We start from the raw sequence: 12,059 nt of genomic DNA, 5'->3' as shown, positions 1-12,059 counted from the left end.
ACATAAATATTAGCACTCCACTTAAATGAGTGCTAACAACAAAAGAAAGGAGCAAAAGATGGAAGTCATAAGTGAACTGGATGAAAGAAAACGAAAAATTTTAAAAGCGATTATCCAGACTTATTTGGAAACCGGCGAACCGGTAGGCTCCAGGACCATTTCCAAGTACACGGATTTGAATCTTAGCTCCGCAACTATCCGCAATGAAATGTCAGATTTGGAGGAACTGGGATACATTATCCAACCTTATACCTCCGCCGGAAGGATTCCTTCGGATATGGGTTACCGCCTTTATGTAGACGAACTCATGAAAGAAAAGGAAAAGGAAACCGCAGAAATCAAGGAACTGATGATTGAGAAAACCGACAAAATGGAAAAGGTTTTGAAACAGGTAGTCAAAGTCCTGGCATCTAACACGAATTATGCTACTATGATTACCAGTCCCACTTATCATCGGAATAAATTGAAATTCCTGCAGCTTTCCAAAGTCGGCGAAAGCCAGCTGCTGGCGGTGGTGGTCGTAGAGGGTAATCTGGTGAAAAATCATATTATTGATTTGACAGAGCCCATGGATGATGAGACCGTTCTCAAGCTGAATCTTCTGTTGAATACGCAGTTAAACGGGCTTTCTATTGAGGAAATTAATCTGGCTATGATTTCCAGATTAAAGGAGCAGGCAGGAATACACAGTGCAGTAATCAGCAGTGTCATTGATGCCGTAGCGCAGGCCATTGCACCGGACGAAGAAGACATGAAGATTTATACCAGCGGAGCAACCAACATTTTCAAATATCCGGAACTGGCAGATACCTCAAAAGCAAGTGAATTGATTTCCGCATTTGAAGAGAAACAGGCGCTGGCAGAGTTTGTAAAGGATGTTGCAGAAAGTGAATACGGCAGTGAGAATACGGGGATTCAGGTATACATTGGCAATGAGAGTCCCGTGAAGACTATGAAGGACTGCAGTGTTGTAACCGCTACCTATGATTTGGGCGAAGGCATGCAGGGAACCATTGGAATTATAGGACCGAAGCGGATGGATTATGAAAATGTAATGGATAATCTGAAAACGCTGAAAAATCAGTTGGACAATATATTTAAGAAAACATAGAAAGGCGGTATGAGATTCGTGTCAGAAGAAAAAAAGGAGTATAATACCATGGAAGAAGGAAACATTTCCAGTAAAGAAGCAGGAGAAATTCTGGAAGAGGATGATGTGAATCTGGCAGAAGAGGCAGTTTCCAAGGAAGAAAGCTCGGAAACAGAAGATTCTGCAGCAGAACAGGAAGAGAAAACATCTGAGAAAAAAGGTCTTTTCGGAAAAAAGAAAAAAGATAAAAAAGACGAAAAGATAGAAGAACTTACCGATATGGTAAAACGCCAGATGGCAGAGTTTGACAATTTCCGTAAACGGACAGAAAAAGAAAAAGCTTCCATGTATCAGGTAGGCGCAAAAGAAATTGTAGAAAAAATTCTTCCGGTAGTGGATAATTTCGAAAGAGGCTTAGCAATGATACCGGAGAATGAAAAAGAAAATCCTGTTGCTACAGGAATGACTCAAATTTATAAGCAACTTATGACGGCTTTTGATGAGATGGGCGTAAAGACAATAGAAGCGGTGGGACAGGAGTTTAACCCGGATTTTCACAATGCGGTCATGCATATAGAAGATGAAGAAGCCGGAGAAAATGTGATTGTAGAAGAATTCCAGAAGGGTTATATGTATAAAGATTCTGTGATTCGCCACAGCATGGTTAAGGTGGCAAATTAACTTGAAACATTCGGTTAAAAAATTATGCGATATTCATCTCACAGGAGCAATCCTGGAAGATTTTATCTTATAAATTACAGACAATCCATCATAGAAGAAAAATTTAGGAGGAATTTATCATGGGAAAGATTATAGGTATTGACTTAGGTACGACAAACAGCTGTGTAGGTGTTATGGAAGGCGGACAGCCGGTAGTTATCGCAAACGCAGAAGGAGCAAGAACTACACCTTCCGTAGTAGCATTTACAAAATCAGGAGAAAGACTGGTCGGTGAACCTGCAAAACGTCAGGCAGTAACCAATGCAGACAAAACAATCTCTTCTATTAAGAGACATATGGGAACCGATTATCGAGTTGCGATTGATGATAAAAAATATTCTCCACAGGAGATTTCTGCAATGATTCTTCAGAAATTAAAAACAGATGCAGAAAACTATCTGGGTGAGAAAGTAACAGAAGCTGTTATCACAGTTCCGGCTTACTTCAACGATGCTCAGCGTCAGGCTACAAAAGATGCAGGTAAAATTGCAGGACTTGACGTAAAACGTATTATCAACGAGCCTACAGCAGCAGCTCTGGCTTATGGTCTGGATAACGAAAAAGAGCAGAAAATCATGGTATACGACTTAGGCGGCGGTACATTCGATGTTTCTATCATTGAAATCGGTGATGGTGTCATTGAAGTATTGTCTACAGCAGGTGATAACCGCCTTGGTGGTGACGACTTCGACCAGAAAGTTGCAGATTACATGATTGCTGAATTCAAGAAAAACGAAGGCGTGGACTTATCCGCAGATAAGATGGCTATGCAGCGTATCAAAGAAGCTGCTGAAAAAGCAAAGAAAGAACTTTCTTCTGCAACAACTACCAATATCAACCTTCCGTTTATCAGCATGAATGCCAACGGACCGCTGCACTTTGATATGAACCTGACAAGAGCCAAATTTGATGAATTAACACACGATTTAGTGGAGAGAACAGCAGAACCGGTAAAACGCGCTTTGTCGGATGCAGGACTTTCCGCATCTGAACTGGGTCAGGTGCTGTTAGTAGGTGGTTCTACACGTATTCCTTCTGTACAGGATAAAGTAAAACAGCTGACAGGCAAAGAACCAAGCAAGACTTTGAACCCGGATGAATGTGTAGCACTTGGTGCATCTGTACAGGGCGGTAAGCTTGCAGGTGATGCAGGTGCCGGAGATATCCTTCTTCTGGACGTTACTCCGCTGTCTCTGTCTATTGAAACCATGGGCGGTATTGCGACAAGACTGATTGAGAGAAATACAACAATTCCTACAAAGAAGAGCCAGATTTTCTCTACAGCAGCAGATAACCAGACAGCCGTTGATATCAACGTTGTACAGGGTGAAAGACAGTTTGCCAGAGATAATAAATCTCTTGGACAGTTCCGTCTGGACGGTATTCCGCCAGCAAGAAGAGGTGTTCCTCAGATTGAAGTTACCTTTGATATTGATGCAAATGGTATTGTAAATGTATCCGCTAAAGATTTGGGAACAGGAAAAGAACAGCACATCACTATCACAGCAGGTTCTAATATGTCTGACGACGAAATTGATAAAGCAGTAAGAGAAGCTGCTGAATACGAAGCACAGGACAAAAAGCGGAAAGATGCTGTAGATACAAAGAATGATGCAGATGCCATGGTATTCCAGACAGAGAAAGCTATGGAAGAGGCCGGAGATAAGATTGACGCAAACGATAAGACAGCAGTAGAAGCTGACCTGAATGCATTGAAAGATGTTCTGGCTAAATGTGCAAATGTGGATGAAATTACCGATGCACAGGTAGAAGAAATCAAAGCAGGAAAAGAAAAACTGATGCAGAGCGCACAGAAACTTTTTGCAAAAATGTACGAACAGGCTCAGGCACAGGGTGGTGCACAGGCTGGTCCGGACATGGGAGCAGGCGCACAGGGCGGTGCCTCTAATGAAGCGTATGGCGATGATGTGGTAGACGGAGATTACAGAGAAGTTTAATCTGCAGTGTATAAGGTGAATCAGTAAAGGCATAGACATGGGGTGTTTTCGGGCAGCCCATGTCTATGTGCTTCGATATACAGAAAGGGACAAAACCAATGGCAGAAAAGAGAGATTACTACGAAGTCCTGGGCATAGACCGGGGCGCAGATGACTCTGCGATTAAAAGTGCATATCGTAAACTTGCCAAAAAATACCATCCGGATGTGAATCCGGGAGACAAAGAGGCGGAAAAAAAGTTTAAAGAGGCAACGGAGGCATATGGTGTTTTAAGCGACCCGCAGAAGAGGCAGCAGTATGACCAATTCGGTCACGCGGCATTTGAACAGGGCGGCGGCGGTGCCGGAGGCTTTGGCGGTTTTGGCGGCGCAGACATGGGTGATATTTTTGGCGATATTTTCGGTGATTTGTTCGGTGGCGGCGGAAGAAGACGCCCCAATAATGGTCCGATGAAAGGGGCTAATGTCCGTGCAGCCGTGCATATTACGTTTGAGGAAGCTGTTTTCGGCTGTGAAAAAGAGTTGGATTTAAACTTAAAAGATGCCTGTAATACTTGCCACGGAACGGGTGCAAAGCCGGGGACTTCTCCGGAAACCTGTCCGAAGTGTCACGGTTCCGGACAGGTGGTTTATACCCAGCAGTCCATGTTTGGCACTATCCAGAATGTGCAGACTTGTCCGGAGTGCCAGGGAACCGGTAAGGTGATAAAGGAAAAATGCACAGATTGCCGCGGTACAGGCTTTGTTTCCCGCCGTAAGAAGATTAAAGTTACCATTCCGGCAGGAATTGACAATGGACAGAGCATTCGTATCCGGGATAAGGGTGAACCGGGATTAAACGGTGGTCCGAGAGGGGATTTGATGGTGGAGGTTATTGTGGCACGCCATCCGATTTTCCAGAGACAGGATATGAATATATTCTCGACTGCGCCTATTACGTATGCTCAGGCGGCTTTAGGCGGTGAGGTACGCATCAGTACAGTGGACGGAGATGTTATGTATGATGTGAAACCGGGAACGCAGACGGATACCAAAGTAAGACTGAAAGGTAAGGGTGTACCTTCTCTGAGAAATAAGAATGTCAGAGGAGATCACTACGTGACTCTGGTAGTACAGGTTCCCACCAAATTAAATGAAGAGGCCAAAGAGGCCTTGCGCAAATTTGATGAAGCCTGTGGAAACCGCCCTTCTACTGGCGAGAAAAAGAAAAAATTCGGTGAAAAGCTGAAGCAGGACATTAAAGATATGTTTGATAATTAAGAAAGAAGCAGACTGCTGTTTTGACAGAAAAACCTGTCGGGCAGCAGTCTTTTTCTATGGCTTTCCATATTGCAATTCGGATTTTTTTCCTCTATAATAAATATCATGTGTTTTCTGTATGGGAAACATACAGAAACAGAGGGAGAAAATGAGAATTTATGAGTGGAGTAGTAGTGCTGCAGCAAATGGCGCTGATATTTCTTTTGATTTTAACAGGTTTTGTCCTGTACAGGAAGCAGATAATATCCGAACATGCCTCCAAAGATTTGTCTGCGCTGGTTGTCAATATCTGTTCTCCGGGATTGATTATTGTCAGCATGTTTGAAGACTTATCGTCTGTATCCAGAGACAGTGTGTTATTTGTGGGAATGATAGGTATCTGTTTTTTTCTGTTTTTAAGTGTTTTGGGACTGCTGTTTGTAAAAATACTCAAAGTTTCTGCGCAGGAAAGGGTATCCTATATACTCATGACCGTATTCGGCAATCTGGGATTTATCGGAATTCCGGTAGCGTTGGCAATTATTGGGCCAGAATCCATGGTATATGTGATTGTGTTCAATTTTTTGTTTAATGTGTATATTTATACTTTTGGCGTTATGCTGCTGAAAAAGGGAACATCTGGTGTAAAAACTTCTTTTCGGGATATGTTAAGTCCGGGACTTATAGCTTGTATGGCGGCTTTTTGCATCTATTGGTTTGACATACAGCTTCCGGAGGCTGTAGAAACTGCAGCCGGTTATTACGGCAATGCCTGCACCCTGCTTTCCATGCTGGTTATCGGCATTTCCATGGCAGATATGAAGGTGAAAAGCGTACTGAAAAATACCAGGCTGATGTTGTTTACCCTTTTGCGGTTTGCAGTCTTTCCCATACTGCTGGCTCTGCTGTTAAAGCCGCTGCTTCCGGATTTTGTCATGCGGGCCACCATTGTGCTTATGGCAGCCCTTCCGGTAGGCAATCTTTCAGCCATGCTGTGCAATCAATACGGAAAGGATTCCCGGATAATTGCAGAAGGTATTATTGTGACAACCCTGCTTTCTGTGGTAACAATTACAATTACGTTTTTGTTTGTTTGATACATATAAATACTTTATATAGAGGAGAGGAAACGATGAAGTGGAAAAAATTCAGAATAAAAACAAAAACAGAGGCTGAGGATATGATTATCAGTTCCCTTTATGACATTGGACTGGAAGGGGCTCAGATAGAAGACCATGTTCCTTTGACCACACTGGAAAAAGAGCAGATGTTTGTGGACATTCTTCCGGATATGCAGGAAGATGACGGCATTGCTTACCTGAGCTTCTTTGTGGAAGAGACAGAAGACGGCGAACTTTTGATGAATGGAGAAGTAACAGCTCAGGAGGACATTTTAAAAGCCGTGGAGGAAGAACTGGACAGCCTGAGAACTTTCATGGATATCGGGGAAGGTTCCATAGAAATCGACGAGACAGAAGACATTGACTGGATTAACAACTGGAAACAGTATTTTAAACAGTTTTATGTAGATGACATTCTGATTATTCCCTCCTGGGAAAAGGTGAAGAAAGAGGATGAAGGCAGAATGATTATTCATATTGACCCGGGAACGGCTTTTGGTACAGGTATGCATGAAACAACACAGCTTTGTATCCGCCAGTTAAAGAAGTATGTGACAAAGGATACAGAACTTCTTGATGTGGGAACCGGAAGCGGTATTCTTTCCATTGCAGCCCTGAAAATGGGGGCGAAGCATGCGGTTGGTACAGATTTGGATACCTGCGCAGTACCGGCTGTAGAAGAAAACAAAGAAGCCAATGGCATTCCGGAGGCTGCTTTTGATATGATGATTGGAAACATTATTGATGATAAGGAAGTACAGGATACCGTGGGATATGAAAAATACGATATCGTAGTGGCCAATATCCTGGCCGATGTATTAGTGCCTCTGACTCCGGTAATTATCCATCAGATGAAAAAAGGCGGTATCTACATCACTTCCGGTATTATTGACAACAAAGAGGAAACCGTGGTAAATGCGGTGAAAGCTGCAGGACTGGAAGTGCTGGAAGTGACCTATCAGGGAGAGTGGGTGTCTGTGACAGCCAGAAAGAACTAGGAGAAATCTATGTATCGTTTTTTTGTGGAACCCCGGCAGGTGGGAGAAAAGGAAATTCGTATTCAGGGCTCTGATGTCAATCATATCAAAAATGTGCTTCGCATGAAGCCGGGAGATGAAATATTCATCAGCAGCGGAGAAAATACGGAATATACCTGCTATATTGAAGATATGCAGGAAGAAGAAATTCTGGCACATATTATGTATGCTCAGGAGGCGGGATACGAGCTGTCCTCCAAACTCTATCTCTTTCAGGGGCTTCCTAAAAGTGATAAAATGGAGTTTATCATACAGAAGGCAGTGGAACTGGGTGTTTGTGAAGTGATTCCCGTGGCTTCCAGAAGAGCAGTGGTAAAACTGGACAAAAAGAAAGAAGAGAAGAAGATTGCCAGATGGCAGGCAATTTCAGAAAGCGCTGCCAAGCAGTCTAAAAGAATGTATGTTCCCCGGATTTCCGAGGTGAAAACCTTTCCGGAGGCTGTGGAATATGCAAAAAAGCTGGATGTGGTGCTTCTGCCTTATGAGCTTGCAAAGGGAATGGCCCGGACCAAGGAGATTGTAGAAAACATCCAAAGAGGACAGTCCGTGGGAATTTTTATCGGTCCGGAAGGCGGATTTGAAGAAGCAGAGGTGGAACTGGCGGTGCGGGAAGCAAAGGCCAGCGCTATCACTCTGGGAAAAAGAATTTTAAGAACAGAGACAGCAGGACTTGCAGTGCTGTCTGTATTGATGTTTGCACTGGAGGAATAGAAATGGAAGCATATCTGGATAATTCGGCAACCACCAGATGTTATGAAGAAGTAAAAGACATTGTGGTAAAGACCATGCTGGAGGATTATGGAAATCCTTCTGCTATGCACTTAAAAGGTGTGGAGGCAGAGAATTATGTAAAACAGGCTGCAAAAGAAATTGCAAAAACATTAAAAGTGCAGGAAAAAGAAATTTTCTTTACTTCCGGAGGAACGGAATCCGATAACTGGGCAGTCATAGGAACCGCTTTGGCAAACAGCAGGCAGGGAAAACATATCATTACCACTCCCTTTGAACATGCGGCGGTTTCTGCGCCTTTGGCCTGGCTGGAAAAGCAGGGCTATGAGATTACGGAGATTCCCGTAGATGAGAAGGGAAACCTGCTTCTTGAGCGTCTGGCAGAGACTATTCGGGAAGACACCATTCTGGTTTCCACCATGTATGTGAACAACGAAATGGGAGCCGTAGTACCGGCGGAAGAAATCGGCAGAATCATTCATGAGAAAAATCCCAAAACACTTTATCATGTAGACGCAGTGCAGGGATATGGAAAATACAGAATTTACCCGAAAAAAATGGGGATTGATTTGCTGGCTGTCAGCGGACACAAGATTCACGGGCCAAAGGGGGCCGGCTTTTTATATATAAATGAAAAGGCGAAAATCCAGCCTTTGCTTTTAGGCGGAGGTCAGCAAAAAGGCATGCGTTCCGGAACCGACAATGTGCCGGGAATCGCAGGGCTTGGCGTGGCGGCAAAGAAAATCTATGAGAATCTGGAAGCAGATACCGCCCGTATGAGAGAACTGAAAACATATCTTGCGGCAGAGCTGGAGAAAATGGAACAAGTAGAAATTAACGGACCGGAACCGGAGAAGGGAGCGCCCCATATTTTAAATGTCAGCTTTTTAGGTGTGCGGAGCGAAGTGCTTCTCCATACCCTGGAAGACCGGCAGATTTATGTTTCTGCGGGAAGCGCCTGCTCCAGTCACAAGCGGGCAGGAAGTGCCTCTTTAGGGGCTTTGCGCCTGTCGCCAGAGAGAAAGGAATCCGCCATTCGCTTCAGTCTGTGTGAGTTTACCACAAGAGAAGAACTGGCTTATACCCTGGAAGTATTAAGAGAAGTGCTTCCCATGCTGCGCAGATATGCCAGAAGATAACAGAGAGGAAAAAGATTATGTATAAAGCATTTTTGATTAAATATGCAGAGATTGCCATTAAGGGCAAAAACCGTTATATTTTTGAGGACGCTCTGGTAGAGCAGATAAAGTATCAGTTGAAAGACGTAGAAGGCAAATTCCGTATTGTAAAAGAAATGGGACGTATTTTCGTCTATGCGGAAAGTGCATTTGACTATGAAGAAACCATAGAAGCTTTAAAGAGGGTATTTGGTATTTTCAGCATTTGTCCTGCTGTTGTACTGGAAGACGAAGGCTTTGAGAGATTGTCCGAAGAAGTCGCTGCTTATGTGAAAAAACTGTACGGAGATCAAGAACTGACCTTTAAGGTAAATACCAGAAGAAATAAGAAAACCTACCCCATGCAGTCCATGGAAGTCAGCAGCGCTCTTGGCGGCATAATTTTAGACGCCTGCCCGAATATGAAAGTGGATGTACACAAACCGGACGTGTTTGTCAATGTGGAAATCCGAAGCAAAATCTATCTCTATTCTGAAAACATTCCGGGACCGGGCGGTATGCCTCTGGGAACTAACGGAAGCGCTATGCTGCTGCTTTCCGGCGGTATTGACAGTCCTGTGGCAGGCTATATGATTGCTAAAAGAGGTGTGAAAATCGACGCGGTATACTTCCATGCGCCGCCGTACACCAGTGAGAGGGCCAAACAGAAAGTTGTGGATTTAGCAAAACTGGTAGCCAGATACAGCGGTCCTATCCGCCTGCATGTGGTGAATTTTACAGACATACAGCTGTATATTTACGATAAATGTCCTCATGAGGAACTGACCATTATCATGCGCCGCTACATGATGAAAATTGCCGAAGAGTTTGCAAAGAAAGACGGTTGTCTGGGGCTGATTACAGGGGAAAGTATTGGGCAGGTGGCCAGTCAGACGATTCACAGCCTGGCAGCAACAAATGAAGTGTGTACCATGCCGGTATTCCGTCCGGTTATCGGATTTGACAAGCAGGAAATCGTAGACGTAGCGCTGAAAATCAATACTTATGAGACTTCTATTTTGCCTTACGAAGACTGCTGTACCATCTTTGTGGCGAAACATCCGGTGACAAAGCCGAATCTTCAGGTAATTAAACGTTCTGAAGAAAAGTTACAGGAAAAAATCGACGAGATGATGAAAGAGGCTGTGGAAACTGCAGAAACCATTATCTGCGAATAAGAAAAAAGACTGCTGCAAAAGCAGCAGTCTTTTAAAAAATATGAATACGCACTTAAATTAGATTAAGTATGGTTTTAATACTTCCAGGATTTCATCTAAAGCAGCGTCTGTTGCATGAATGTTTAAATCGATAGCCTTAGATAAATCTAAAGAAAAAATACCCATGATGGATTTAGCGTCGATGACATATCTGCCGGATACTAAATCAAAATCATAATCAAATTTTGTGATTTCATTTACAAAGGATTTAACCTTGTCAATGGAATTGAGTGAAATTTTAACTGTTTTCATTGGAATAAAATCCTCCCTTACATCAGATTTTTTAATTGCATTTTACAAGGATAATGTTACCGTTATTGGCAGGAAAAGTCAATATAAAAAAGGGAGAAATAAAATACAAAGAAAATGAAAACAATTCGTCAAAACGCTAGGTCTAAAAAACAGGAAAGGTGGAATTATGAAAAAAAGAGTCGCATTGCATAATCTGGGCTGCAAGGTCAACGCTTATGAACTGGAGGCTATGCAGCAGATGCTGGAAACAGCAGGATATGAAATTGTTCCCTTTGAGCCGGGAGCAGACGTTTATATTATCAATACCTGTACGGTTACCAATATTGCTGACAGAAAGTCAAGACAGATGCTGCACAAAGCCAGAAAGATGAATCCCGATGCCATTGTCATTGCGGCGGGGTGTTATGTGCAGGCACAGAAAGATATGGATAAAATCGATGATGCCATTGACATTGTGCTGGGAAATAACCGGAAGCAGGATTTGCTCTTTATACTGGAAAATTATAAAAAGAACCAGGGACAGGAACGGGAAGTGGTGAATCTGGAGACTCCTGTAGAGTATGAGGACTTGCAGTTGTCCAGAGCAGGAGAGCACACCAGAGCATATCTGAAAGTGCAGGACGGCTGCAACCAGTTCTGCAGTTACTGTATCATTCCTTATGTGAGAGGAAGGGTACGCAGCCGGAAAAAGGAAGACGTACTGACAGAGGTGGAACGTCTGACAAAAAACGGCTATCAGGAGTTTGTACTGACCGGTATTCATCTGAGTTCTTACGGCGTGGACTGTGGGGAAACGCTGCTGTCTCTGATTCAGGACGTACATGCAGTGCCGGGAGTGAAAAGAATCCGTCTGGGTTCCTTAGAACCCAGAATTGTAACCGAAGAATTTGCAGCAGCACTGGGCAGTATGCCTAAAATTTGCCCTCATTTTCATCTGTCTCTACAAAGCGGCTGCAATGAGACCTTGAAACGCATGAACCGTCGTTACACAGCAGAGGAATATTTAAAGGGCTGCGAAATCCTGCGGAAGCATTTTGAAAATCCTGCGCTGACTACGGATGTCATTGTAGGATTTCCGGGAGAGACAGAAGAGGAATTTGCTGAATCCAAAGCTATGATTGAGCAGGCGGACTTTTATGAAACCCATATTTTTAAATATTCCAGGAGACAGGGGACACGGGCAGACGGTATGGAAAACCAGGTGCTGGAGCAGGTAAAGACAGAGAGAAGCCATGTGCTGATTCAGCTTGGAAAAGAACATATGGAAAAATATATGAGTCATTTTGTGGGACGGGAAGTGGAAATTCTCTTTGAAGAAACCGTGGAAATCAAGGGAGAAACTTACTGGACAGGGCATACAAAAGAATATCTGAGAGCTGCTGTAAAGACAGAAAAAAACCTGGAAAACTGTATTCGTACGGGGAAAGTTGTGGATTCTGTCGAAGATGGGATTTTTATTTGCACAATATAATAGTTGAATTTCCAAACAAGATATATTAAAATAGTATCATAGTTGCAGTAGTAGAATGAGAGATAAGGG

11 protein-coding genes are annotated in these 12,059 nt (G+C 43.3%); 10 read left to right on the top strand and 1 reads right to left on the bottom strand.

Going from position 1 to position 12,059, the window contains the following annotated elements; genetic code table 11:
* Nucleotides 1-58 precede the first annotated feature (58 nt).
* The 9 genes from hrcA (at nucleotide 59) to thiI (ending at nucleotide 10,228) form a co-directional block, all read left to right on the top strand.
* The gene (gene hrcA, locus WBS51_RS03530) at nucleotides 59-1,111 is read left to right on the top strand and encodes a heat-inducible transcriptional repressor HrcA (protein WP_294459279.1); all 1,053 of its coding nucleotides are present in this window, start codon (nucleotides 59-61) and stop codon (nucleotides 1,109-1,111) included.
* Between the two features lie 18 nt (nucleotides 1,112-1,129).
* Complete coding sequence (gene grpE, locus WBS51_RS03525; protein WP_370779651.1) at nucleotides 1,130-1,771, top strand: nucleotide exchange factor GrpE; 642 nt, start codon at nucleotides 1,130-1,132, stop codon at nucleotides 1,769-1,771.
* Between the two features lie 119 nt (nucleotides 1,772-1,890).
* Nucleotides 1,891-3,768 carry a molecular chaperone DnaK gene (gene dnaK / locus WBS51_RS03520; RefSeq protein ID WP_173748694.1) on the top strand — a complete coding sequence of 626 codons (1,878 nt, stop codon included), beginning with the start codon at nucleotides 1,891-1,893 and terminating at the stop codon, nucleotides 3,766-3,768.
* Nucleotides 3,769-3,866: 98 nt separating this feature from the next.
* Complete coding sequence (dnaJ, locus tag WBS51_RS03515; RefSeq protein ID WP_294459273.1) at nucleotides 3,867-5,027, top strand: molecular chaperone DnaJ; 1,161 nt, start codon at nucleotides 3,867-3,869, stop codon at nucleotides 5,025-5,027.
* 158 nt (nucleotides 5,028-5,185) lie between these two features.
* Nucleotides 5,186-6,103 carry an AEC family transporter gene (locus WBS51_RS03510; protein ID WP_173748692.1) on the top strand — a complete coding sequence of 306 codons (918 nt, stop codon included), beginning with the start codon at nucleotides 5,186-5,188 and terminating at the stop codon, nucleotides 6,101-6,103.
* 35 nt (nucleotides 6,104-6,138) lie between these two features.
* Nucleotides 6,139-7,125, top strand: coding sequence for a 50S ribosomal protein L11 methyltransferase (prmA, locus tag WBS51_RS03505; RefSeq protein ID WP_294459270.1), 987 nt, complete (start codon nucleotides 6,139-6,141; stop codon nucleotides 7,123-7,125).
* A gap of 9 nt (nucleotides 7,126-7,134) precedes the next feature.
* A complete protein-coding gene (locus tag WBS51_RS03500) occupies nucleotides 7,135-7,875 on the top strand; it encodes a 16S rRNA (uracil(1498)-N(3))-methyltransferase (protein WP_173748690.1) in 741 nt (246 codons plus the stop codon).
* Nucleotides 7,876-7,877: 2 nt separating this feature from the next.
* Nucleotides 7,878-9,032: a cysteine desulfurase family protein gene (locus WBS51_RS03495; RefSeq protein ID WP_173748689.1), complete on the top strand. Its 1,155-nt coding sequence runs from the start codon at nucleotides 7,878-7,880 to the stop codon at nucleotides 9,030-9,032.
* 17 nt (nucleotides 9,033-9,049) lie between these two features.
* Nucleotides 9,050-10,228 (top strand): tRNA uracil 4-sulfurtransferase ThiI, encoded by a 1,179-nt coding sequence (gene thiI / locus WBS51_RS03490; protein WP_291683251.1) that lies wholly within the window; start codon nucleotides 9,050-9,052, stop codon nucleotides 10,226-10,228.
* A 57-nt stretch (nucleotides 10,229-10,285) separates the two neighbouring features.
* Here the strand turns inward: thiI and WBS51_RS03485 are convergent, their stop codons facing one another.
* The gene (locus tag WBS51_RS03485; protein ID WP_111920272.1) at nucleotides 10,286-10,519 is read right to left on the bottom strand and encodes an HPr family phosphocarrier protein; all 234 of its coding nucleotides are present in this window, start codon (nucleotides 10,517-10,519) and stop codon (nucleotides 10,286-10,288) included.
* A 166-nt stretch (nucleotides 10,520-10,685) separates the two neighbouring features.
* On the opposite strand from WBS51_RS03485, the gene mtaB reads away from it, so the two are divergent.
* A complete protein-coding gene (gene mtaB, locus WBS51_RS03480; RefSeq protein WP_294459266.1) occupies nucleotides 10,686-11,990 on the top strand; it encodes a tRNA (N(6)-L-threonylcarbamoyladenosine(37)-C(2))-methylthiotransferase MtaB in 1,305 nt (434 codons plus the stop codon).
* Nucleotides 11,991-12,059 lie beyond the last annotated feature (69 nt).

Origin of the sequence: Blautia acetica (assembly GCF_038739805.1) — a bacterium.
Classification (GTDB): domain Bacteria; phylum Bacillota; class Clostridia; order Lachnospirales; family Lachnospiraceae; genus Blautia.
Note: the sequence above shows the minus strand (reverse complement) of the source record. Positions and strands in the feature narration are given on the sequence as shown.

What these genes read in the sequence shown, in the direction of transcription:
- hrcA (WP_294459279.1), top strand. Translation starts at nt 59, where the DNA reads ATGGAAGTCATAAGTGAACTGGATGAAAGAAAACGAAAAATTTTAAAA.
- dnaK (WP_173748694.1), top strand. Translation starts at nt 1,891, where the DNA reads ATGGGAAAGATTATAGGTATTGACTTAGGTACGACAAACAGCTGTGTA.
- dnaJ (WP_294459273.1), top strand. Translation starts at nt 3,867, where the DNA reads ATGGCAGAAAAGAGAGATTACTACGAAGTCCTGGGCATAGACCGGGGC.
- WBS51_RS03510 (WP_173748692.1), top strand. Translation starts at nt 5,186, where the DNA reads ATGAGTGGAGTAGTAGTGCTGCAGCAAATGGCGCTGATATTTCTTTTG.
- prmA (WP_294459270.1), top strand. Translation starts at nt 6,139, where the DNA reads ATGAAGTGGAAAAAATTCAGAATAAAAACAAAAACAGAGGCTGAGGAT.
- WBS51_RS03500 (WP_173748690.1), top strand. Translation starts at nt 7,135, where the DNA reads ATGTATCGTTTTTTTGTGGAACCCCGGCAGGTGGGAGAAAAGGAAATT.
- WBS51_RS03495 (WP_173748689.1), top strand. Translation starts at nt 7,878, where the DNA reads ATGGAAGCATATCTGGATAATTCGGCAACCACCAGATGTTATGAAGAA.
- thiI (WP_291683251.1), top strand. Translation starts at nt 9,050, where the DNA reads ATGTATAAAGCATTTTTGATTAAATATGCAGAGATTGCCATTAAGGGC.
- WBS51_RS03485 (WP_111920272.1), bottom strand. Translation starts at nt 10,519, where the DNA reads ATGAAAACAGTTAAAATTTCACTCAATTCCATTGACAAGGTTAAATCC.
- mtaB (WP_294459266.1), top strand. Translation starts at nt 10,686, where the DNA reads ATGAAAAAAAGAGTCGCATTGCATAATCTGGGCTGCAAGGTCAACGCT.